Here is a 23137-nt window from a genome sequence, read left to right on the forward strand (position 1 = left end):
GGTCTTCCCGGAGGTCGTATGACGATTCCCCAGCCCCAGACACCCGGCGGCCCTCCCGTGCCCACGTGGCTCCTGCGCACGCTGGGGCAGGCCGAGGTCCTCGTGAACGGCGCGGCCGTCGTGTGGCCCGCCCGCAGCGCCGGGGAGCTGCTGTGGTACCTGCACGCCCACCCCGAAGGCCGCTACCGCCACGACCTGCTGCGCGACCTGTGGGACCTGGACGACACGCCCGCCGCCCTGAACCGCTTCCGGGTGGCGCTGCACCGCCTGCGGCACGCGCTGGGCCACCCGGACGCCGTGACTGAACGCGGGGGCCGCTACGCGCTACACCCGGACCTGCTGGCCGCCAGCGACACCCACACCCTGCACGACGCGCTGCGCGGCGCGCGGCAGGCCGCCCCTCCACGCGAACGTGAGGAACTGCTGCGCCGCGCCCTGGCCAGCGCGGACGGCGAGTACCTACCGCACGTGAGCGGCGAATGGGTGCAGGCGGCCCGGCAGGCCCACCGCGCCGCTGTCGTCGAGGCGCACCTGACCCTGGCGCGGCTGCACTGCGACTCGCACGAGTGCTCACTGGCCGCGCAGGCGCTCGTGCGGGCCGCGGCGACCGACCCGCTGATCGGTGAGGACCACCACCAGCGCCTGATGGCCTGTCTCGCCACGACCAAGGGGCGTTACGCCGCCACCGAACACTACCGCCGCTACCGGGCCTTCCTGGCGGCCGAGATCGGCGACACGCCCATGGCAGACACCGTTGCCCTGGCCGAGCGCCTGAAAGGCGGCGAGTTGCCCTGCGCGGACACCCCGTTCCGCCCGGTCGGCTCGCGCGACTGATCCGGGCGCACAGTGGCCGGGAGGGGGCCGGGAAGGAGGCCGGGGGGAGCCTGGCACGCGGCCGTAATGCCCCCGTAATGCTCCCGTAATGCCCCCACGGGAGCCTGCACGCATGGAGGGTTCCCCATGCGAATTCATACCCTAATGAGTACCCCGGTAATCACAGCTGTTCCCACCCTCTCGCTCCTGGCGGCGGCGCACCTGATGCGGTCGCACGGCATCCGGCGCCTGCCGGTCGTTGACGAAGGCACGCTGGTCGGGATCGTCACCGACCGTGACCTGCGCGAGGCCACGCCCAGCCGCGTGTCTGGCGTGTCCCCCTGGGAGGCCACCACCCGGCTGTCCGCCGTCACGGTCGCCGACGTGATGCGCCGCTCGGTCCTGACCACCACCCCCGACGCGGACGCCCGTGACGCAGCTCACACCATGCTGCTGCACCGGGTGGGCGCGCTCCCCGTGATCGACCCAGCCGGGCGCGTGGTGGGCGTCGTGACCGTCAGTGACGTGCTGCGCGATTACGCGGCGGCCAGTCCGGCCGCAACCGGCGCGGGAGCCTCGACGTGAGCGTCCCACCCCAGGGGCGCGGCGCGCCGCCAGCAGACACGCTCTCACAGGACAGGCCCCCCACGCGGGGCGCGGCTCCACGCGGCACGCTGGCCGTGGTCCTCACGCTGCTGCTGAGCATCCTGGGCCTGTGGATGCTGGTGCTGGGCGTCTTGCAGGGGCGCGCGTGAGCGGCACCGACCCCGTCCGCCTGGACCACCACACCCTGGAACGCTACGAGACGGCGTGGCTGGGCGTCGCGGTCGTCCTGACGATCCTGCTGTTCGTGGGCGTGCTGGCCAGCCTGATCAGCGGCACGTACCCGCTGCTCGGGTCCGGCACCGGCCACGCACACGACGCGGCGATCGTGAAGGGCCACGTGGACCCCGCGCAGCTGGCCGCCACGCCCTTCGCGAAACCGGGCCTGGTGATGGACGATTCCGGCAAGCCGGTCATGAACGCCCAGGGCACCCTGGACGCCTACCTCGTGGCCGGGGGGTTCACGTACCAGCCGTCGGTGCTGCGCGTCCCGGCGGGCGTGCCCGTCACGCTACACGTGACCGCCACCGACGTCGTGCACGGCTTCCAGTTGACCGGCACGAACGTGAACGTGGAGATCCTGCCCGGCCACGTCGCCTCGCTCACCGTGACCTTCCGCCACCCCGGCGAGCAGCACATCATCTGTAACGAGTACTGCGGGGTAGGTCACCACAACATGATTACCCGCTTCATCGTCGAAGCGCCTACGGAGACCCCATGACCACCGCCCTTCCGTCCCAGACGGCTTCCAACCCGGCATTGCCCGCCCTGGACAGCGCCACCCTCACCAGCCTGAAGAAACTGACGCAGTACTATGCCGTCACGGCCTTCCTGGCCCTGATGATCGGCGTGCTGTTGGGGCCGTTGCAGGCCCTGAACTACGGCGGCGTGAACGTGTACGAGTTTCCGCTGCTGAAAGTCCTGATCAAGTCCTACTACCAGGGGCTGACGCTGCACGGCGTCCTGAACGCGCTGGTGTTCACGCAGTTCTTCATCAGCGGCTGGATGCTGTACCTACCGGCCCGCGACCTGAACGTCCGGCCGAACATGCGCTTTGCGTGGATCACGTACCTGATCATGACCGCCGGGCTGCTCACGGCCGCCGTTCCTCTCCTGATGAACAACGCCACGGTGCTGTATACCTTCTACCCGCCGCTAGAAGGCAGTCCCGTGTTCTACATCGGCGCGGCCGTCATGGTCGCCGCGAGCCTGCTCGTCGCCGCGCAGGTCGTGGCGCTGTGGCTGAGCTGGAAACGCGCCAACCCGGGCCGCGTGACGCCCATCGTGACGTACATGAGCGTCGGTCGCCACCTGGCTGATGTGGGGCGTGGCCGCCCTGGGCCTGGTGGTCGAGGTCGTGGGCATGCTGATTCCCTGGTCGCTGGGCCTCACGCGCGGCGTGGACCCGCTGCTGGCCAGGACGCTGTTCTGGTGGACCGGGCACCCCATCGTGTACTTCTGGTTGCTGCCCGCGTACATCTCGTGGTACGCGTTCCTGCCCCGGCAGGCGGGCGGCCGCATGGCCAGCGAGGGCCTGACCCGACTGGCGTTCGCGATGTTCCTGGTGTTCAGCGTGCCGGTCGGCCTGCACCACCAGTACGCCGACCCGAACGTGCAGAACAACTGGAAGGTCATTCACATGTTCCTGACGTTCCTGGTGGCCGTGCCCAGCCTCCTGACCGCCTTCAGCGCCGCCGCGTCTCTCGAAGACGCCGCCCGCGCCCGCGGGGGCCGGGGCGTGGTCGGCTGGGTGCGCCGCCTGCCGTGGGGGAACGCCAGCGTGACCGCGCAGGTGCTCGCCATGGTGTCGTTCATCTTCGGTGGGGCGGGCGGCATCGTGAACGCCTCGATGGCCTTCGCGCCGGTCGTGCACAACACCGCCTGGATTCCCGGTCACTTTCACATCACGGTGGGCACCGCGACCACCCTGACGTTCATGGGCGTGATGTTCTGGCTGGTGCCGCACCTGACCGGCAAGCGCCTGTTCTCGCCGCGCATGGCGCTCGCCTCGGCGTGGTGGTGGTTCGGCGGCATGATGCTGTTCGCGCTCGGCATGCACTGGCAGGGACTGGCGGGCGTGCCCCGGCGCGCGCAGGTCAGCGCCTCGGCGCAGCAGGGCATGTACGACAGCATGAACATCGCCCTGCCCAAACTCCTGACGGCCCTCAGTGGCGGCGTGCTGTTCGTCGCGGCGATCCTGTTCTACACGGTCCTGATCCGCACGCTGCTCTCGCCGCGCGTGGACGACCCGGAAAGCACCCCCATCCCCACCAGTGAGGCCATCAGCCCCGCCGGTCAGAACCTGCGGGAGGCCAGCCTGCTGGTGCGCCGCACCGAACCGCTGCTGGCCCTGACCTTCGCCGCGCTGATCCTGGTGATCCTGGTGTACGGCCCGGTCATCGCCCCGATGCTCGCAAACTACCAGTTCATTCCTGGCCAGAGGCTCTGGTGAGCGGCGCCGAGGACCGCGGATTCACCCGCGGGCAGATCACGGCCTTCGTGGCCACGCTGGCCGTGGCTGCCGCGCTGGGCACCGCCGCGTACCAGGCGGGAGAACGGCTGGCCGGCACGGGTGGCGGCGCCGCCGTCTCGGCCGCCACCGGTACCGTCCCAGACGGCGGCGCGCTGTACGCCGGGAACTGCGCCGGCTGCCACGGCGCCGACGCCAGGGGAGCCCTCGGCCCGGCCCTGGCTGCCCCGGCCGGCTGGAGCGCCGCAGAGTTCACGCAGGCCGTTCTGCACGGCCGCACGCCGGACGGCCGCACCCTGAGCACCGTGATGCCACGCTTCGAGACCGCGGGACTGGACGGCTCGGCCGCCACCGAGGCGCAACTGAACGCCATTCAGGCGTACCTGAAGACCCTGCCCTGAGCGGCGAGGCGTGGGGGCGGGATTGACACGCCGCCCCCGCGCCTTTAAGCTGTATAGGCCCGTGAGCAGGTGGGTGAAACGAACGGTGGGTTTAGCTCAGTTGGTTAGAGCGCCGCTCTGTGGAAGCGGAGGCCGGGGGTTCAAGTCCCCTAATCCACCCCAGACCGGTTCCGGCCCCCGCAGAGATGCAGTGGGCCGGAACGTCTTTTTTCCCTGAGCGCACCAGGGTCAGGGAACACACGCGGGGATGGCGGAATTGGTAGACGCACCAGACTTAGGATCTGGCCCTTCACAGGTTGTGGGTTCAAGTCCCATTTCCCGCACCAGTACGGCGCAGCGGCGGCCGGATCTCCCAGGGGGTCCGGCCGCCGCTTCCCGCAGGTGCGGCCGGGTAAATGCACTATGATGCTTGGCGGCATGTCGCGCGCCCCTGCCCGGGTGGGGGCGCGGCCGACACGGCAGAATCAACGAGAAACGCGCCCTGGCGGCTGGTCCCACACGTGGGGCGGGGCGCTGCGGGCGCAGACGGGAGACCCAATGGCAGAGCTGATCAGCAGAGAAGGCAACAAGGTGGAATTCAAGGTGTCGGTGCCGGCCGCCGAAGTGAACCGCGCATACGACCAGGTGTGGTCCGGACTGGCGCGCGACGTGCGCGTTCCCGGCTTCCGCCCGGGCAAAGCGCCCCGCAAGGTCATCGAGGGCCGCGTCGGGAAAGGTTACGTCGAGCAGGAAGTGCGTGACCGTCTGCTGGAAACCCACTACTCCCAGGCTGCCCGTGAACTGAAGCTCAGCCTCGTGGACGCCAACATCGACCCGCAGCCCCTGAAGAGCGGTCAGTCCTTCGAATTCACCGTGAAGGGCGAAACCTACCCTGAAGTGACCCTGGGCGACTGGAGCGGCCTGCGCCTCACGGCCGCCGCGCCCGAGATCACCGACGAGGTCCTGGACCGCACCCTGAGTGACCTGCAGGAGCGCAACGCGACCTTCGACGACGCCGACCGCGCCATCGAGGCCAGCGATCAGGTGACCATCGAGGAGCAGGGCGAGGACGGCGGGACCTACCCCGTGTACCTGGATGTCGCCGAGGCGCACGTGCGCGACGCGCTGCTGGGCAAGAACAAGGGCGACACCGTGGAAATCACCGTGCCTGCCCACCAGCACGGCGACCACGAGCACGCCGAGCACACCGTGACCGTGAAGATCATGGACGTGAAGACCAAGAAGCTGCAGGAACTGGACGACGAGTTCGCCAAGAGCCTGAACTTCGACTCGCTGGAGCGCCTGCGCACCGACCTGAAGGCTGAACTGGAACGCCGCGCGCAGCAGGAAGGCGAAGCCGGCCGCCGCGAGGAGTTCATCACTCACCTGGTCGAGGGCATGAACGCCGACATTCCCCAGGCGCTGCTGGACCGCCGCCGCGAGGCCATGCAGGCCGAGATTCAGGATGACCTGAGCCGCCAGGGCGTCAAGTGGGGCGAGTACGAGACCTTCATGAAGGAGCAGGGCAAGCTCGACGAGTTCATGGCGGACCTCGACAAGAACGCCGAGACCCGCGTGAAGCGCGACCTGGCCCTGGAACGCCTGGCCGAGGACCTGAAGGTCGAGGTCAGCGACGCCGAGTTCAACCAGACCATGATGGCGCTGGCGCAGGCGAACGGCCTGAGCCCCGCCGACCTGAGCAAGCAGCTCGGGCCGAACGGCATCAACTCGTACTACACCAGCCTGATCCGCGAGAAGGCGCTGCAGCAGGCCATCGCGCAGCTGACGGGCGACCAGACCGAAGCCCCTGCCCAGGAAGCCAGCACCGGGGAAACCGGCGCGGCAGACAGCAGCCAGGAAGCCGCCGAGTAAACCGGCGTCCGGTCAAGGGGGGAGTGTCCTGAGGGGCGCTCCCCACCTTTTTTGCGGTGCGGGGCCATGCGGGTCTTCCGGAACTCTGCCCTGAACTCTGTCCCAAATTCATTAAACGGGCGTTCAAAGAATGCTAGCGTGCGTGGCATGAGTGACCCCGCCGCCCGCCCCAGCCTCGGCATCACCGCGCTGGGCATGTACGTGCCGGAACGCATCGTGCCCAACGCGGAATTCGAGGCCCGCATCGACACCAACGCCGACTGGATCGAATCCCGCACCGGCATCCGCGAACGCCGCTTCGCCGCGCCGGAACAGTTCACGTCCGACGTGGGCGTCATGGCCGTGCGCAACATGCTGGAACGCGACCCGCAGGCCCTTCAGAACGTGGACGCCATCATCTGCGCCTCTGTCAGCCCCGACGCGCTGATGCCATCGACCGCCGCCCTGATCGGCATGCAGGTCGGTCTGGTCGGCGCGGCCGCCTTTGACCTGAGCGCCGCGTGCAGCGGCTTCGTGTACGGCCTGAGCGTCGCGCAGGGCCTGATCATGAGCGGCGTGGCCCGCCGCGTACTGGTCGTGGGCGCCGAGGCCCTCAGCAAGATCGTGGATCAGGACGACCGCAACACTGCCATTCTGTTCGGGGACGGCGCGGGCGCCGCTGTGGTCGGTCCGGTCCCCAGCGGGTACGGCTTTCAGGAATTCGTGATGGGCGCCGACGGCAACGGCGGGTCCAGCCTGTACCTGCGCTGCGTGGCCCCCACCCTGCCCGGCGGCTTCGACATGGGCCACTCGGTCGGCATGAACGGCCGCGAGGTCTTCAAGTTCGCCGTGCGCGTGCTGGTCGAGAGCGGCGGGCAGGTCCTCGCCAAGAGCCGCCTGACCACCGCCGACGTGGAGTGGGTCATTCCGCATCAGGCGAACGTCCGCATCATCGAGGCGGCCATGGACCGCTTCGGACTGCCCATGGAGCGCGCCGTCGTGAACCTCGACCGCTACGGTAACACCAGTTCCGCGAGCGTCCCCATGGCCCTTGACGAGGCCGTGCAGGACGGCCGCGTGCAGGACGGCCAGCAACTTCTACTGATCGCGTTCGGCGGTGGCCTGAGCTGGGTGGCGGGCACCATGAAGTGGTGGAGCGGCGCGCCCAGCCTGCGCCCCGCACCGCAGGCCGGGGTGAGCGCATGAAGATCGCTGCTCTGTTCCCCGGCCAGGGCAGCCACAGCGTCGGCATGGGCGCCGACCTGACCGCCGCGTTCCCCGAGGCGGCCGAGGTCTACACGCAGGTCGAGCACGTCCTGCCGGGCCTGCGCGCCCTGATCGAGTCCGGCCCACCCGACGACCTGACCCTGACCGCCAACCAGCAGCCCGCCCTGGTGGCCGCCAGCGTCGCCGCCTACCGCGCGTGGCGCGCACGGACCGGCCTGACACCCGCGTTCGCGGCCGGGCACTCGCTGGGCGAGTACTCCGCACTGGTCGCCGCCGACGCCCTGAGTCTCGGGGACGCGCTGCGCCTGACCCGCCGGCGCGGCGAACTGATGCAGGACGCCGTGCCTGTCGGGGCCGGAGCCATGAGCGCCGTCATGGGCGACCCGGCCGTCGTCCTGGAGGTCTGCGCCCAGACCGACGGCGTGCAGCCCGCCAACTTCAACGCGCCCGCCCAGACCGTCATCAGCGGCACCACCGAAGGCGTGCAGGCCGCGAACGCTGCCCTCAAGGCGCGCGGCCTGAAAGCCATTCCCCTGAAGGTCAGCGCGCCCTTCCACTGCCCGCTCATGGCTCCGGCCGCTGCTGGCCTCGCCCCGGACCTCCAGACGACCGCGTTCGCGCCGCCCGCCTTCCCGGTGTACGCGAACGTGACCGCGCAGCCGAACACGGACCCCACTGCCCTGCCCGGCCTGCTGACCGAACAGATCACCGGGGCCGTGCGCTGGGTCGAGACCATCCAGGCCCTCGCGGCGGCCGGCGCGGACGTGTTCATCGAGTTCGGCCCCGGCACCGTCCTGGCCGGCCTGATCAAACGCATCCTGCCCGACGCCCGCACCATCAACGTCGGCACGGCCGCGCAGGTGCAGGACTTCACGCTGTGAAGCTCCCAACCCCCTTTCCCCGGAGAATCCACCCATGACCGAAACCCCCCGTAAAGTTGCCCTGATCACCGGCAGTAGCCGTGGCCTGGGCCGCGCCATGGCCCTGAAACTCGCGCAGGACGGCTTTGATATCGCCGTTCACTACGGCCGCAACGCCGACGAGGCCCGCAAGGTCGCTGCCGAGGCCGCCACGCATGGCGTCCGCGCCGAGGTCTTCGGGGCCGACCTGACCGTGCCCGCTAACGCCGGGGCGCTCGTCGAGAACGTCATAGGGACGATGGGCCGCCTGGACGTTCTCGTGAACAACGCCGGGATCACGCGGGACAACCTCGCGATCCGCATGAAGGACGAGGACTGGGACGCCGTCATCCAGACGAACCTGTCGAGTGCGTTTAGCGCGTGCCGCGCCGCGATCAAGCACATGATGCGCGCCCGCTCGGGCCGGATCATCAACATCGCCAGCGTGGTTGGCCTGACCGGCAACCCCGGGCAGGCGAACTACGTGGCCAGCAAGGCCGGACTGATCGGCCTGAGCAAGGCGCTGGCCAAGGAGTACGGCGGGCGCGGCATCACCGTGAACGCCGTCGCGCCGGGCTTCATCGAGAGCGACATGACCGCGCAACTCCCGGAGAACGTGCAGCAGGGATACCTGGGCAGCATTCCGCTGGCCCGCTTCGGGCAGCCGCAGGAGGTCGCGGCGGTCGTGGCGTTCCTCGCCAGCGACGCCGCCGGGTACGTGACCGGGCAGACCATCGGCGTGGACGGCGGCCTGAATCCCCACTGACCCAACGTGCCCCCGGGGAGCCGACTTGAACCCCGTTCAGATCAGCCGCCTCTCACAGGCGCCGCGTGTAGACTGGCGCAGACTTCAGTATCAGGAGGTACGAACTCATGGCAACTTTTGATGATGTGAAAGACGTGATCGTTGACAAGCTCGGTGTGGACGGCGACAAGGTGGTCCCTGAGGCCCGCTTCGTGGAGGACCTGGGCGCCGACAGCCTCGAAACCGTGGAACTGATCATGGGTCTCGAAGACAAGTTCGGGATCACCATCAGCGATGAGGACGCCGAAACGATCCGCACGGTCCAGGCCGCCGTGGATTACATCGAGACCAAGCAGTAAACGCGGTGGCCTCGCCCTCCACTCTCGGGGGGCGCAGGATGACGGGGCGGGGCGCGGTGCATGGCCGCTCCCGCCCCCCGCCGTTGTGGGACCGAACACCTGCCACGCCGCAGGTCAAGCCAATGCCAGCACCACTGCCCGCAGGTCGCGGCGCCGTCTTCGCGCGCACCTCCGGCACACCAAAGGGGGGGATGCAGTGAGCGTCTCAGGGTTGAAACGGGTTGTTATCACGGGCCTCGGGCCGGTCACGCCCATCGGGGTGGGCGCGCAGGCCTACGCGCAGGCGCAACGCGCCGGAAAGAGCGGCATTGCCACCATCACGCACTTCGATCCGGCCGACACCGCCAGCCGGATCGCCGGTGAAGTCAACGATGACCTGTCGCCCTTCGTGGACCCCCGCGAGGCCCGCAAGCTCGACCGGTACGTTCAACTCGCGCTGGCTGCCGCCGCACTGGCCGTGCAGGACAGCGGCCTGACCGAGGAGGAGCTGCGCGGCGAGGCCACCGGCACCATCGTCGGCAGCGGTATCGGCGGCGTGAAAACCTTCGAGGATCAGGCCGGGGTGCTGCACTCACGCGGCGCGGGGCGCATCAGCCCCATGTTCATTCCCATGATGATCGCCAACATGGCCACCGGGCACGTCGCCATGCGCTACGGCGCGACCGGCCCCAGCAGCACCGTCGTGACCGCCTGCGCCACCGGCACCGGCGCCATCGGTGACGCCGCCCGCTACATCCAGTTGGGGCTCGCGGACACCATGATCGCCGGGGGCAGCGAGGCCGCCATCACGCCCATCGCCATCGGCGGATTCTCGAACATGAAAGCCCTGTCCACCCGCAACGACGACCCCCAGCGCGCCAGTCGCCCCTTCAGCGCCACCCGCGACGGCTTCGTGCTCGGCGAGGGCGCGGGCGTCGTGATTCTCGAAGAGTACGGGAAGGCCGCAGCGCGCGGCGCGACCATCTACGCCGAGATCGTCGGGTACGGCACCAGCGCCGACGCGCACCACATCACCACGCCCGCCCCCGAGGGACGCGGCGCGCAGGTCGCCATGCGCATGGCCCTACGCACCGCAGGCGTGAATCCCGAACAGGTCGGGTACATCAACGCCCACGGCACCAGCACGCACTTCAACGACCTGCACGAGACGCAGGGCATCAAGCACGTGTTCGGCAAGCACGCGCACACGCTGGCTGTCAGTTCCACCAAGAGCATGACCGGCCACCTGCTCGGCGCGGCCGGCGCCATCGAGGCCATCGCGGTGGCGCAGGCCCTGCGTGACGGCATCCTGCCGCCCACCATCAACCTGACCGACCCCGACCCGGAACTCGACCTCGACTACATCCCCGGAGGCGCCCGTGAACAGCAGGTCGAGTACGCCCTGAGCAACTCCTTCGCGTTCGGCGGCCAGAACGCAGCCCTGCTATTCAAACGCGCCTGACAGACTGCCAGCTCAACGGATACGGACTGCGCTCCCTACCGCCCAATCCGTCTGGTGTGGCCACTCGTATCCGCTGGGATTGATGCGGGACTGCACCGAATAAAACGGAATCCGTATCGGTGGGATGACCTGTTGGAACGACCTTCATGAGGGACGCCCTGGTCATGTTCGCTTGGATAAGGTGCCGGGTCAGCTCTACACTTGTCTCCAGACTGCCTTCTGCTGGCTTCTCCCGCTGCGCTGCCCTCTGTGCGGCTTCCATCCCCTCAGGTGACGTGATGTTCGAAACTCCCCAGGTTCTCGCCCGCAAGAAGCCCAAGGCTCAGGCCGCCGCGCCCACCCAGGCCCGCGCGCCCGCCTCGTCCGCGCAGACCAGGGTGAGCGCAGGCAGGACCACTGCCAGCCACAAAGGGGCGGGTAGTAAGGCGTCAGGCAACAAGGGAACCGGCGGAAATCGGACGGCAAAAGCTGCCGCCACCGCCGCCAGACCGGGCCGCACGCCCCCCACGCCGAAGGCCGCCGCGAAACTCGGGCCGCAACTGCCCAGAAACGCAGCCAAACCGGCGCCCGGCGGAGCCAGCACGGCGGTCATGCGTCCTGCGCCCCGTTCTGCCACGCTCCAGCGGCCATCCCTGAACCCCAACTCGCTCAAGGGTCGGCCCGCCAGACCACCGGCCGCCGCCGCCCCCAGCGCTGGCGGCGTGATGGGCTTCTTCCGGCAGAAACTCACGGCCCTGCACGCCAACACCCGCAAAGCCCTGCCAGCCCTGATGAGCGGCGCCCGCAAGGTCACCGCCGACGCCGCCGCATTCGCCACGAACCCCGTCAGGAAGGCTGCCGGCGCCGCCGGGCGGTTCACCAGTGCGAAAGTCAAGCAGTTCAAGAAGTGGTACGCCACGCCGGAAGGCAAAGCGAAATTCTGGAAGGGTGTCGCCCTGACCGCCGTGGGGGTTGCGACCGTCGCCAGCGGCGGAGCCCTGACCGCCCCTGCCCTGGCCCTGGCGGCCGGAATCAGCGCTGGGGGCGGCGTGGTCGCGCAGGTCGTGGAGAATAAGGTTTTCAACGCCGCCGCGAAAGCCAAGGCGCAGAAAGACAAAGCCTACAAGTTCAAGGAGCGCTCTGCCCTGCAGGGCGTCACCGCCAAGAGTATGGCTATCGACGCCGTCGTCGGCAGCGTGGGCGGCCCAGTGTTCCAGTTCGCCGGGAAGGCCGTGGTCGGCGTGGGCCGCGCACTCGGGAAGGGTCTCACGCCCGCTGCGCGGGGACTGGCGCACCTCGCGCAGGGCGCCCTGAAAGGCAGCGGGAAAGCCGCCGCGACCCTCGCCCGGCAAGTCCTGCCACCAGGCGCAAAAACGGTCCTGAAGAACGCCGGGCGGCTCGCGCAGAAGTACCTCACGCGACCCGTGGCCCGCGCCGCCACCAAGGTCAAGAATGCCGTCACTACCGGCATCGGCAACGCCGCCACGAAAGCCGGATACGCCGCCCGCAAGGTACGCGTCATGACCACCCGCCGCGCCCGCCAGGCCCGCGCGTACCTGAAAGCCCACACGCCCACCCTCCGCAAACTGGCCAGCAAAGGGGCAGCTGCGATCACCGGCACGGTCCGCAAGGGCGTGCAGGGCCTGCGCACCCTCGACCAGAATCTCCTGACGGGCCTGCGCAACCACGTCCGCAAGAGCCGTGTCCTGAAGGCCGCGCGCAGACTCCGGGACGCCGTGGACGGTGCCGGGAACACCCTCAGTCGCCGCCTCACGAACGCCCGCGTCAAGGCCGCCGATCACGTGGACGCCTGGAAGACCACCCTGGGCGGCAAGGTCAGTCAGACCAGCGTTGCCCGGCACGCCCGGCACCTCAAGGAAACCACCGTCAAGCGCCTTGACGACCTGATCGCCCGCAACCCCGACGGGCACGTCGCCAAGGCCATCGTGGAATTCCGCGTCAGCGGCACGGCCATCCGCACGCACCTGAACAAGGTCTGGACGGACGCCAGCCACGACCTGAACAAGGACCTCTCGCGCCTGCTGGGCCGCCACGGTAACGTCCAGGCGGACTTCAAGGCCCTGGCCGAGCAGGGCGCCCCCCTGACGTACCAGGCAGAGGTCACCCACGCCCGCGCCCTGGCCGAGAGCCGCCTGCGGGACAAGGTCGCGCAGGATGCGGAAGCTGCTTACCTCGCGTTGATGGGGAGACAGGGACGCCAGGTGACATCAGCCATGCAGGCCGAGGCTGTCACCGTCGGTCGACGGGCGGCCGAAGATGCGGTCAAGCAAGCAGCCGACCTGCTGATCCGTCAGGCCGAGACATTCGTCACGCGGCATCCCTCCACGATCCTCCAGACGCTGGCCATGAAGACCGAGGCGCTGAACGCGTCGAAGAAGGCTATGGAACTCTACTTCGGGAAGAACGCCGCCGATAAGGGTGCGTTCGAGCGGCTGGGCATGGCGCTGACCACCCCGGCGCGCGTGCCGATCAACGAGCGCATCGAGAAGTACGGCAAGGTGATTCAGGCACTGAAATCCACCACGCCGCTGGCGTCGATGGTCACCCTCGGATCGGATGCCGTGGACGAGGTGCTCAGCAAGGCCGTCGAGGCGGCCGTCGCCGCGCCCGTGAAGGCGAAAGCGAAGGAACTCAAGGGCGAGAAGGACGAGAAGCCTAAGAAGAATGCCACCGAGGAAGAAGCCAGTGGTCTGTTGAAAGTCGCCGAGGACGTCCTGAATGAAGTCTTCCCCAGCCTGAACCCAGATGAGATTCTGGACGACGCCGCCAAGCAGCTGAACATGAAGGCCGACGACTGATGTTAGGCCTGTTCAGGAAAAAGCAGGCGGAACCCCACCTGCGTCAAGGCGTCGAGGTGGGGGAGATGCGCGAGTCCGCTATCAATGCGATCCAGACCCTGACCGAAGTGGACGCTGGATTCCAGAATGTTGAGATCGGTACGGAACTGCCCGATATTCACCTGACCTACCGGGGACTGCGCATAGAAGCGCTGTTCACCCGGAATGTGCTCGGTCTGTCGCTGACGACCCGGGTGCCGGAGTGCAATGTGCTGCGGGCGGGGTCGGTGGCGGAGAAGGCGTTCGCGTACCGCTGCATCGATCATGTGTGCGTGACGTGCGCGGGTGTGCGTGCGCGGTTCGATCCGGTGTCGGGTGAGCTGGTGCTAGCCGTGGAGTCGGCGGGGTTCGACCGGCAGTTCCGCGCGGATACGCTCATCGACGTGGCGCTGTTCATGCTAGAGGAGGGGGTCATGGCGGCGCGGGCGTACCTGGGGCTGCCGTTCACGGAGGCCGCGCGGCCCTCGGTGACGCAGTGGCAGGGCGGCTTCCATTACGGCGAGGGCTTCAACGTGTACCCGACGGCGTCGGATGCGTTCGCGGTGTTCATGCGCAAGAAGTACCAGGCCGAGGAACTGCGCCGGGACGCGACGTCGATTCTGCTTGCATCGGGGCCGCTGCGGTTCGACGTGCGGTTCTTCGGCTGGCGGTTCGGGTACATGGTCGAGACGGGGACGCGCGGATTCCGGCACGCCGTGACCGATGACGGGCGGTACGTGCGGATTCAGGAGCGGCTCTCGCAGTCGGTGCGGGATCCGGGGAACGCGGGGGACAGCGGTTGGAACTTCCGTGATCCGGGCGGGTCGGCGATTGCGTACTTCCGGCGGGACGGGACGTTCGTGGTGGGCGAGTACGGGTTCGGGAACGCGAAGACCGAGGAGAACGGCGCGGCGTTCGAGCGGGTGGCGACGCGGCACCTGCTGAACATGCGGTACTTGACGTTCCTCGCGGAGGAGTTCCCGGAGGACCTGTACTCGGATGCAGTGAACCGACCCAACTAGGAAGTGTGTCCCGCCGCCCCGGCGTGGGTGGGCGGGTGTGTACCGGAGGAATGACATGGCTACGCAAACGGTGAAGAAGAAGGTCGTGAAGGTCGCCTCCCCGGTCACCGAGGACGTCCTGAATGAAGTCTTCCCCAGCCTGAACCCAGATGAAATTCTGGATGACGCCGCCAAGCAGCTGAACATGAAGGCCGACGACTGATGTTAGGCCTGTTCAGGAAAAAGCAGGCGGAACCCCACCTGCGTCAAGGCGTCGAGGTGGGGGAGATGCGCGAGTCCGCTATCAATGCGATCCAGACCCTGACCGAAGTGGACGCTGGATTCCAGAATGTTGAGATCGGTACGGAACTGCCCGATATTCACCTGACCTACCGGGGACTGCGCATAGAAGCGCTGTTCACCCGGAATGTGCTCGGTCTGTCGCTGACGACCCGGGTGCCGGAGTGCAATGTGCTGCGGGCGGGGTCGGTGGCGGAGAAGGCGTTCGCGTACCGCTGCATCGATCATGTGTGCGTGACGTGCGCGGGTGTGCGTGCGCGGTTCGATCCGGTGTCGGGTGAGCTGGTGCTAGCCGTGGAGTCGGCGGGGTTCGACCGGCAGTTCCGCGCGGATACGCTCATCGACGTGGCGCTGTTCATGCTAGAGGAGGGGGTCATGGCGGCGCGGGCGTACCTGGGGCTGCCGTTCACGGAGGCCGCGCGGCCCTCGGTGACGCAGTGGCAGGGCGGCTTCCATTACGGCGAGGGCTTCAACGTGTACCCGACGGCGTCGGATGCGTTCGCGGTGTTCATGCGCAAGAAGTACCAGGCCGAGGAACTGCGCCGGGACGCGACGTCGATTCTGCTTGCATCGGGGCCGCTGCGGTTCGACGTGCGGTTCTTCGGCTGGCGGTTCGGGTACATGGTCGAGACGGGGACGCGCGGATTCCGGCACGCCGTGACCGATGACGGGCGGTACGTGCGGATTCAGGAGCGGCTCTCGCAGTCGGTGCGGGATCCGGGGAACGCGGGGGACAGCGGCTGGAACTTCCGTGATCCGGGCGGGTCGGCGATTGCGTACTTCCGGCGGGACGGGACGTTCGTGGTGGGCGAGTACGGGTTCGGGAACGCGAAGACCGAGGAGAACGGCGCGGCGTTCGAGCGGGTGGCGACGCGGCACCTGCTGAACATGCGGTACTTGACGTTCCTCGCGGAGGAGTTCCCGGAGGACCTGTACTCGGATGAAATGAACCGACCCAACTAAGTACACTGTGTTTATCTTGTAGATAAACCGCGCGGAGCGCGTACCAGAAGAAAGTACGTTGGAGCGGGAATGGAGAGGTTCCGGCGCTTTCCCGGAATCTCGCAATGTTAGCTTCAACGTAACTGCTCAGCAGGGTAAATTGCTCAGAATCTGAATTCAGCCCTATAAATTGCTAAGAAGCTGCTTTCAAATGACTGAAATTGCCGATATGGGCGAATTGGTTCGTCCAAGGCAGATTTGCAGTAAATATTATGCTCATACAAAACGGGAACAAGCGTTTTTTGCCGTGTTTATCGTGCTGAGCAGTTACCAACGTACTTAGGAAGTGTGTCCGGCCGCTGCGGTGTGGGCGGGCGGGTGTGTACCGGAGGAATGACATGGCTACGCAGACGGTAAAGAAGAAGGTCGTGAAGGTCGCCCCTCCACCCCGGGCGGCTGCGCCCCTGCCGGAGGGTCTGGCGGCGGTGCGGGCTGCGCTGGGAGCGCTGGGGTTTGCGGTGCAGTCGGACGCGGAGTCCGGGCTGTCGTTCATGTTCGAGGGCGGGCAATACTACATACCCGCGCAGGGGGACGACACGGCGTTCTACCACCTGCTGTTCCCGAACTTCTGGGAGCTGGAATCGGACGAGGAATACGGTCGGGCGCTGCTGGCGTGTGACGCCGTGAACCGCGAGTCCAAACTCGTGAAACTGCACACGGTCGAAGGTGACGTGTGGGCGGGAGTCGAGGCCCTGCACGGCAACCCGGAGGCGTTCATGGCGTTCCTGCCGCGTTACCTGGGGCTTGTGCAGGATTCGGTGCGGGCCTTCCGGGACGTGATGCTGGCCCCGCTGGACAGCGAGGAAGTTCCGCAGGACGACACGGCCGGATAAGAGGACCGGGCCGCGGGGTGCGGGTTTCTGCTTTAATACGGGGAAGAGTTAACAGTGTGGGTGTCACCGCAAGGATCGGGGGTGACGTTCCCCTGACCACCTGCCTGTTTAGTGAAGAGGAGTCATGACTGTGTCCCCCAGTAAATCCAAGCGTTCCGATCCGTCCTCAGCGGCTTCGGCTGGTTCTCGTAAGCGCCGTGCGCCGCAGCCTGCCGGGGTGGGTGAGACGGTGACGCACAGTACGGTCGCGAATCCCGACAGTCCTTTCCTGAACCGTGAGTTGTCGTGGCTGGCCTTCAATGAGCGGGTGCTGGCCGAGGCGCGTGATGAACGCAATCCGCTGCTGGAGCGCCTGAAGTACGCGGCCATCTGTGGCAGTAACCTCGACGAGTTCTTCATGGTGCGCGTGGCCGGCATTCACCGGCAGATCGCGGCGGGCGTGAATACCCCTGGCCCGGATGGGTTGCAGCCACTGGAGACGCTGGCGCTGGTGCGTGAGCGCACGCAGGTGATGCTGCGCGAGATCGAGCGGGCCACGCGCCGCACCCTGAGGGACCTGCACGTGCAGGGCGTGAAGCTCGTTCGCGTGCATGAACTGGGCAAGCGGGCGCGCGCGCAACTGCGCGAGCATTACCTCACGCAGATTCAGCCGGTGTTGACGCCGCTGGTCGTGGACCCCAGTCATCCGTTCCCGTACCTCAGCAACCTCAGCCTGAACCTGGCCGTGCTGCTCGAAGCCCGCAACGACGAGGAGCCGGAATTTGCGCGCGTGAAAGTGCCGGTGGGTGTGCTGCCCCGCACCGTGGTGATCGGTGAGTCGCTGCTGCTGCTGGAGGACGTGATCGCGGCGCACATCGCCGAGCTGTTCAAGGGGCGGCAGGTACTGGCCGCGCACGTCTTCCGGGTGACACGCAACACCGATTACGAGTTCGAGGAGGAAGAAGCCGAGGACCTGCTGGCCACCATCGAGGACGGTCTGCGGCGGCGCCGGTTCGGGGCGGCGGTCCGCATGGAGGTCATGCGCGACACCCCGCCGGAGATCGTGAACTTCCTGCAGGTGCGGCTGCGACTGGCGTCCGAGGACATCTACCAGCTGGAAGGGCCGCTGGGCACCGCCGACCTGATGGGCCTGCCCGTGAACCGCCCGGACCTGTCGTACCCGGCGTACGCGCCAGCTGTGCCGGACCTGGACGGTGACGATGACAGCGGCATCTTCGAGACGCTGCGCGGCGGCGACGTGATCCTGCACCACCCGTACGACGGCTTCACGAACATCCTGGATTTCCTGGAGGAAGCCAGCCGCGACCCGCAGGTCCTGGCGATCAAGCAGACGCTCTACCGCACCGGTGACGACCCGCGCCTGCTGGGCGCCCTGCGAACCGCCGCCGAGAACGGGAAGCAGGTTGTGGCGCTGATCGAACTGAAGGCCCGCTTCGACGAGCAGCGCAACATCTCCTGGGCGCGGAAACTGGAGCGGGCGGGCGCGCACGTGGTGTACGGCGTGCCGGGCCTGAAGACGCACGCGAAGGTGACGATGGTCGTGCGGCGCGAGTCGGGCGGTCTGCGCCGCTACGTGCACATCGGCACCGGGAACTACAACGCCAAGACCGCGCGCCTGTACACGGACCTGAGCCTCCTCTCCGCGCACCCGGACCTGGGCGCGGACGTGGCCGAACTGTTCAACCACCTGACCGGGTACGCCGCCGCCGAATACACGCACCTGCTGGTCGCCCCCGATACCGCCCGCACGGGCCTGGAGGCGCTGCTGGAGCGCGAGGCCATGCACGCCCGCGCCGGACTGGACGCCTGGGTGCGCGTGAAGGTCAACCAGTTGACCGACCCCGGCATGATCGACGCGCTGTACCGGGCGGCCGAGGCGGGCGTGCGGGTCGAGATGATCATTCGTGGCGTGTGCGGGCTGCGCCCCGGCGTGAACGGCCTGTCGGCCAGTATCCGCGTGCGCAGCCTGCTGGGCCGCTACCTGGAGCACGCACGGGTCTTCGCCTTCGGGAACGCTGGCAGCCCCGAGGTCTACTTCGGCAGCGCCGACTGGATGAGCCGTAACCTGGACCGCCGCGTCGAGGTGATCGCGCCCGTCCTGGATGACCGGCACCGCGAAACCTTCCTGAGCATCCTGGATACCGAGTGGGCCGATACCCGTGGTGCCTGGGAACTGAGTGCCACCGGTGAGTACCAGAAACTGCCAGGAGACTTCAGCGCCCAGCAGGTCTTCGCAGCAGCCCGGCACCCCGCGTAAACCGGTGGGATTTCGAAAGGGGGCCACCGTGAATCTGCGCGGCGGCTCCCTCCTACTGGTTATCGGATAACGCAAGAGCGCCCGCAACCGTTTCCGGTGCGGGCGCTGCCTGTCAGGGCTGCGGAGGCTCAGGCGCAGTGGCCTGAGCGGTCCGGTTCAGCTCTGGTTTTCTTCGGTGGTGCTGGTGCTGGCGTCAGCCTGCACTTCTTCCTTCTTGTCGCCGGCCAGCCCGAACTGCGCGAACAGGTCCGCGTAGACGTCGCCCAGCTTGGTGCTGATCTTGCCACCCTGGCTGGCGTCCTTGGCGTTGTAGGCGTAGTCGGCGTCGCCGCGGCGGCCACCACGGCCACCGGCGCGGGGAGCGCCGCCGGGGCCGCTGCTGAAGCGGTCGCTGCGGGCGCCGCCACCCTGGCTGACGTAGTCACGCTGGGTGGGGACCGGACCGCCGCCCAGGAAGCGGCGACGGCTCAGGCTGGCGCGCTGCTCGACCGGGTCAATGTTCAGGATGACCGCTTCGATCTCGTCACCCTTCTTGAACAGGTCGGCGGGGTTGTTGACGCGCTGCACGTCGAGCTCGCTGATGTGGATCAGGCCCTCGATGCCTTCTTCGATCTCCATGAACACGCCGAAGTCGGTCATGCCGGTGATCTTGCCCTTGACGGGGGTGCCGGGCGGGTAGCGGTCAGGCAGGGCGCTCCAGGGATCGTCGGTGGTCTGACGAATACCCAGCGAGATGCGGCGGTCCTTCGGGTCGATGCGCAGGATGACGGCCTCGACTTCGTCGCCTTCCTTCATGACTTCGTTGGGGTGACGCACGCGCTTGGTCCAGCTCATCTCGCTGACGTGAACCAGGCCTTCCAGACCGGATTCCAGTTCGATGAAGGCGCCGAAGTTGGTGAGGTTCGTGACCTTACCGGTGACCTTCTGGCCGATGCTGTAGCGGTCGGTGGCACCTTCCCAGGGGTCCTGGGTGAGGGCTTTCATACTCAGGTTGATGCGCTCGCGGCCGCCGTCGACGTCCATGACCTGCACCTGCACCTTGTCGCCCACCTTGACCACGTCGCGGGGGTGGTTGAAGCGGCCGTAGGTGAGTTCGCTGCGGTGAACGAGGCCGTCGATGCCGCCCAGGTTCACGAACACGCCGAAGTCGGTGATTTCCACGACTTCACCCTCGAACTGCGCGCCTGCTTCGAGCTGGCCGACGGTTTCCTCGCGGGCCTTGGCTTTCTGGGCTTCGAGGATCGCGCGGTGGCTGATGATGACACGGTTGCGCTTGCGGTTCAGCTCGATGAGCTTGACCATCAGGGGCTTGGCGACGTAGGGGTCGAGGTCGTTCACGCGGCGGGTGTCCACCTGCGAAGCGGGCAGGAAGGCGCGGATGCCTTCAACCTGCGCGACCAGACCGCCGCGCACCTTCTCGAGCACCTCGACTTCGAAGGCTTCGTCGGCCTCCTGCATCTTCTCCAGGACGCGCCAGCCCTTGTCCTGATCGGCGCGCTTCTTGCTCAGTACGATCTGGCTGTTGGGAAGGTCGACGCGCACGACGTACGCCTCGATCTGCTCACCGGACTTGTACATTTCCTGCGCCTGTTCCAGTGTGACGGGCTCGTCGCCGAGCTGGTTGAGGGGGATGATGCCCTCGACCTTCGCGCCGATGTCCACGGCAATGCCTTCCTGGCCGATGAACACGATGGTGCCGTCCACGATGTCCCCACGCGTGACGCTCTGGGGTTCCTGCGCCTCACTGGCGAGGATGTCCTCCATGGTCATGGCGGGGTATTCGCGTTCCTCCACGGGGGTGGGAACGCTGGTCTGGGTGGTGCCCGTCGCGGGCTGAATCCCGCCTTGCTGGGCGGGGGTCTGGGTGTTGTCTTCCATGAACTCCTGTCCTCCTGGGCGCGCGGCCTTTCGGTCTCGCGCCAGCCTGATACCTGCTTTCCGTGCTATTCCGCCCCCTGGGGGTCCGGTGCATACGGCGCGGCAACACCTTAGTGTATCAGAGTCCGCTCAAGGCGGCAACTGCGGTCTGTACGCAGTGCACTGAGTTTTCAGCGGCGTTCGCCTGGGCGGGACTGCACCGGGGCTGGGGGAGGAGGCTTGACGCGCAGCCCAGGCTGTGGCTATACTCCCTCACGCTTCCCCTGAAGGGAAGTTCGGTCAGAGCGAAGCCGCGTTGGGGCATCGTCTAATGGCAGGACAACAGTCTCTGACACTGTCGATCTAGGTTCGAGTCCTAGTGCCCCAGCCAACTGAAAGAACCTCGTCTCCGGACGGGGTTTTTTCGTGATTCGTTCGTGCAGACCCGTCCGTTGTTGCGCGGGGGCCTGCGCGTCAGGGTGTGCAAGAAACCCTCGTGGCAGCGTTTCCAATCGCGGGCTGAACTAGACTGTGGGGCATGACCCAGACCATCCCCGACTGGTACAAGAGCGCCGTCTTCTACGAACTGTCCGTGCGCACCTACGCCGACGGGAACGGCGACGGCAGGGGAGACTTTCCCGGCCTGACCGGCAAGTTGGAGTACCTGAAAGCCCTGGGCGTGGACTGCCTGTGGCTGCTGCCCTTCTACCCCAGCCCCCTGCGCGACGACGGCTACGACGTGGCCGACTACACAGGCGTCCACCCGGACCTGGGCACCGTGGATGACTTCCGGGTGTTCCTGCGCGAGGCGCACGCACGCGGCCTGCGCGTGATCAGCGACCTGGTCACCAACCACACCAGCAGCGATCACCCCTGGTTCCAGGCGGCGCGGCGCGGCCCCACCCTGCCCGACGGCAGCCCCAACGAGTACCATGACTACTACGTCTGGAGCGACACGGGCACCGAGTACGCCGGGGCACGGATCATCTTCACGGACACCGAGACGAGCAACTGGACGCTGGATGAGCAGGCCGGACGCTACTACTGGCACCGCTTCTTCTCCAGCCAGCCGGACCTGAACTTCGACAACCCCCGCGTGGTCGAGGAACTGCTCGCCGCCGCGCGCTTCTGGCTGGACCTGGGCGTGGACGGCTTCCGGGTGGACGCCGTGCCGTACCTGATCGAGCGGGAAGGCACCAACTGCGAGAACCTACCCGAAACGCACGACATCCTGAAAAAGATGCGCCAGATGGTTGACCGCGAGTACCCCGGCCGTCTGCTCCTGGCCGAAGCGAACCAGTGGCCTGAGGAGGTCGCCGAGTACTTCGGGACCGATCAGGACCCCGAATTCCACATGTGCTTTAACTTTCCGGTCATGCCGCGCCTGTTCATGAGCCTGAAAAAAGAGGACACCACCTCTATTCGCCAGATCATGGACCGCCTGCCCGCCATTCCCAGCTTCGGGCAGTGGGCGACGTTCCTGCGCAACCACGACGAACTGACGCTGGAAATGGTCAGCGACTACGAACGCGCCTTCATGTACGCCGCGTACGCGCCGGACACCCGCATGAAGCTCAACGTGGGCATCCGCCGCCGCCTGGCGCCGCTGCTGGACAACGACCGGCGCCGCATCGAACTGCTGACCACCGTCCTGCTGGCCCTGCCCGGCAGCCCCATCCTGTACTACGGCGACGAGATCGGCATGGGCGACGACCTGTCACAGGCCGACCGGAACGGCGTGCGTACCCCCATGCAGTGGAACGCCAGCATCAGCGGCGGTTTCTCGACTGCCAACCCCGAAGCCTGCTTCCTGCCGCCCATCAGTGACGCCGTGTACGGGTACGCCCGCGTGAACGTCCAGAGCCAGGAGCAGGACCCGAGCAGCCTGCTCAAGTGGACGTCCCGGCAACTCGAACTGCGCCGCCGCCACCCGGCCTTCGCGGTCGGGGAGCTGGAATTCATCGATACGGACAACCCGGCCATCCTGGCCTTCGTGCGCCGCACCGCCGACGAGACGCTATTGATCGTCAGCAACTTCGCCGCGAACGCCCAGTCCGCACACCTGGACCTCGGTGCGTACGCTGGACGCACGCCGGTCACCCTGGCCGGTGCCAGCCACTTCCCGGTCGTGGGTGCCAGCGCGTACCCGATGATTCTGGGCAAGTACGACTACTACTGGCTGCGCCTGAACTGATACGGACTCCGATTGGTAACTGCTCAGCAGGGTAAATTGCTCAGAATCTGAATTCAGCCCTATAAATTGCTAAGAAGCTGCTTTCAAAT

General features: G+C 67.3%; 21 protein-coding genes, 3 tRNA genes and 1 pseudogene. 23 read left to right on the forward strand and 2 right to left on the reverse strand.

Annotated elements, in window-relative coordinates; all coding sequences use genetic code 11:
* Positions 1 to 18 precede the first annotated feature (18 nt).
* From QZ271_RS06100 to fabF, 15 genes and pseudogenes are all read left to right on the forward strand, one after another.
* Positions 19 to 834: a bacterial transcriptional activator domain-containing protein gene (locus tag QZ271_RS06100; RefSeq protein ID WP_291429836.1), complete on the forward strand. Its 816-nt coding sequence runs from the start codon at positions 19 to 21 to the stop codon at positions 832 to 834.
* Positions 835 to 960: 126 nt separating this feature from the next.
* Positions 961 to 1398, forward strand: a complete 438-nt coding sequence (locus QZ271_RS06105) for a CBS domain-containing protein (protein ID WP_291429837.1) — start codon at positions 961 to 963, stop codon at positions 1396 to 1398.
* Positions 1395 to 1568 carry a hypothetical protein gene (locus QZ271_RS06110; RefSeq protein WP_291429838.1) on the forward strand — a complete coding sequence of 58 codons (174 nt, stop codon included), beginning with the start codon at positions 1395 to 1397 and terminating at the stop codon, positions 1566 to 1568. Before QZ271_RS06105 ends, QZ271_RS06110 begins: the two co-directional genes overlap by 4 nt.
* The gene (locus QZ271_RS06115) at positions 1565 to 2137 is read left to right on the forward strand and encodes a cytochrome C oxidase subunit II (RefSeq protein ID WP_291429839.1); all 573 of its coding nucleotides are present in this window, start codon (positions 1565 to 1567) and stop codon (positions 2135 to 2137) included. The genes QZ271_RS06110 and QZ271_RS06115 overlap by 4 nt, the downstream gene beginning before the upstream one ends.
* Positions 2138 to 2256: 119 nt before the next feature.
* A pseudogene (locus QZ271_RS06120) lies at positions 2257 to 2655 on the forward strand (cbb3-type cytochrome c oxidase subunit I); the annotation flags it as partial.
* A gap of 88 nt (positions 2656 to 2743) precedes the next feature.
* Complete coding sequence (locus tag QZ271_RS06125) at positions 2744 to 3868, forward strand: cbb3-type cytochrome c oxidase subunit I (RefSeq protein ID WP_291429840.1); 1125 nt, start codon at positions 2744 to 2746, stop codon at positions 3866 to 3868.
* Positions 3865 to 4287, forward strand: coding sequence for a cytochrome c (locus QZ271_RS06130; RefSeq protein WP_291429841.1), 423 nt, complete (start codon positions 3865 to 3867; stop codon positions 4285 to 4287). The genes QZ271_RS06125 and QZ271_RS06130 overlap by 4 nt, the downstream gene beginning before the upstream one ends.
* An 85-nt stretch (positions 4288 to 4372) precedes the next feature.
* Positions 4373 to 4449 (forward strand) — tRNA-His (locus tag QZ271_RS06135).
* 79 nt (positions 4450 to 4528) lie between these two features.
* Positions 4529 to 4613, forward strand: a tRNA-Leu gene (locus QZ271_RS06140).
* Between the two features lie 211 nt (positions 4614 to 4824).
* Complete coding sequence (gene tig / locus QZ271_RS06145) at positions 4825 to 6138, forward strand: trigger factor (protein WP_291429842.1); 1314 nt, start codon at positions 4825 to 4827, stop codon at positions 6136 to 6138.
* 147 nt (positions 6139 to 6285) lie between these two features.
* Positions 6286 to 7323: a beta-ketoacyl-ACP synthase III gene (locus tag QZ271_RS06150; protein ID WP_291429843.1), complete on the forward strand. Its 1038-nt coding sequence runs from the start codon at positions 6286 to 6288 to the stop codon at positions 7321 to 7323.
* Positions 7320 to 8225 (forward strand): ACP S-malonyltransferase, encoded by a 906-nt coding sequence (fabD, locus tag QZ271_RS06155; RefSeq protein WP_291429844.1) that lies wholly within the window; start codon positions 7320 to 7322, stop codon positions 8223 to 8225. The genes QZ271_RS06150 and fabD overlap by 4 nt, the downstream gene beginning before the upstream one ends.
* Positions 8226 to 8259: 34 nt before the next feature.
* The gene (gene fabG / locus QZ271_RS06160) at positions 8260 to 9009 is read left to right on the forward strand and encodes a 3-oxoacyl-[acyl-carrier-protein] reductase (protein ID WP_291429845.1); all 750 of its coding nucleotides are present in this window, start codon (positions 8260 to 8262) and stop codon (positions 9007 to 9009) included.
* A gap of 107 nt (positions 9010 to 9116) precedes the next feature.
* The gene (acpP, locus tag QZ271_RS06165; protein ID WP_273987320.1) at positions 9117 to 9347 is read left to right on the forward strand and encodes an acyl carrier protein; all 231 of its coding nucleotides are present in this window, start codon (positions 9117 to 9119) and stop codon (positions 9345 to 9347) included.
* Between the two features lie 196 nt (positions 9348 to 9543).
* Positions 9544 to 10788: a beta-ketoacyl-ACP synthase II gene (fabF, locus tag QZ271_RS06170; protein ID WP_291429846.1), complete on the forward strand. Its 1245-nt coding sequence runs from the start codon at positions 9544 to 9546 to the stop codon at positions 10786 to 10788.
* Between the two features lie 322 nt (positions 10789 to 11110).
* On the opposite strand, the gene QZ271_RS06175 is transcribed toward fabF, so the two are convergent.
* A complete protein-coding gene (locus QZ271_RS06175; RefSeq protein ID WP_291429847.1) occupies positions 11111 to 11380 on the reverse strand; it encodes a hypothetical protein in 270 nt (89 codons plus the stop codon).
* Between QZ271_RS06175 and QZ271_RS06180 the strand changes: the two genes are divergently transcribed.
* The 6 genes from QZ271_RS06180 (at position 11379) to ppk1 (ending at position 18997) form a co-directional block, all read left to right on the forward strand.
* Positions 11379 to 13586 (forward strand): hypothetical protein, encoded by a 2208-nt coding sequence (locus tag QZ271_RS06180; protein ID WP_291429848.1) that lies wholly within the window; start codon positions 11379 to 11381, stop codon positions 13584 to 13586. The genes QZ271_RS06175 and QZ271_RS06180 overlap by 2 nt on opposite strands.
* Positions 13587 to 13651: 65 nt before the next feature.
* Entirely contained in the window at positions 13652 to 14626 is a 975-nt protein-coding gene (locus tag QZ271_RS06185) for a hypothetical protein (RefSeq protein WP_291429849.1), read from the forward strand.
* A gap of 55 nt (positions 14627 to 14681) precedes the next feature.
* Positions 14682 to 14828 carry a hypothetical protein gene (locus QZ271_RS06190; protein WP_291429850.1) on the forward strand — a complete coding sequence of 49 codons (147 nt, stop codon included), beginning with the start codon at positions 14682 to 14684 and terminating at the stop codon, positions 14826 to 14828.
* A gap of 65 nt (positions 14829 to 14893) precedes the next feature.
* Positions 14894 to 15868 (forward strand): hypothetical protein, encoded by a 975-nt coding sequence (locus tag QZ271_RS06195; protein WP_291429851.1) that lies wholly within the window; start codon positions 14894 to 14896, stop codon positions 15866 to 15868.
* Between the two features lie 377 nt (positions 15869 to 16245).
* Positions 16246 to 16740: a hypothetical protein gene (locus QZ271_RS06200; RefSeq protein ID WP_291429852.1), complete on the forward strand. Its 495-nt coding sequence runs from the start codon at positions 16246 to 16248 to the stop codon at positions 16738 to 16740.
* Positions 16741 to 16864: 124 nt separating this feature from the next.
* Positions 16865 to 18997, forward strand: a complete 2133-nt coding sequence (gene ppk1 / locus QZ271_RS06205) for a polyphosphate kinase 1 (RefSeq protein ID WP_291429853.1) — start codon at positions 16865 to 16867, stop codon at positions 18995 to 18997.
* Positions 18998 to 19153: 156 nt separating this feature from the next.
* Here ppk1 and QZ271_RS06210 read toward each other — a convergent pair whose 3' ends face one another.
* Positions 19154 to 20875 carry a 30S ribosomal protein S1 gene (locus tag QZ271_RS06210; protein WP_291429854.1) on the reverse strand — a complete coding sequence of 574 codons (1722 nt, stop codon included), beginning with the start codon at positions 20873 to 20875 and terminating at the stop codon, positions 19154 to 19156.
* Between the two features lie 296 nt (positions 20876 to 21171).
* On the opposite strand from QZ271_RS06210, the gene QZ271_RS06215 reads away from it, so the two are divergent.
* Positions 21172 to 21245, forward strand: a tRNA-Gln gene (locus QZ271_RS06215).
* A gap of 147 nt (positions 21246 to 21392) precedes the next feature.
* Positions 21393 to 23048 carry a maltose alpha-D-glucosyltransferase gene (treS, locus tag QZ271_RS06220; protein ID WP_291429855.1) on the forward strand — a complete coding sequence of 552 codons (1656 nt, stop codon included), beginning with the start codon at positions 21393 to 21395 and terminating at the stop codon, positions 23046 to 23048.
* Positions 23049 to 23137: the final 89 nt, after the last annotated feature.

Origin of the sequence: Deinococcus sp. (genome assembly GCF_018260555.1) — a bacterium.
Classification (GTDB): Bacteria; Deinococcota; Deinococci; order Deinococcales; family Deinococcaceae; genus Deinococcus.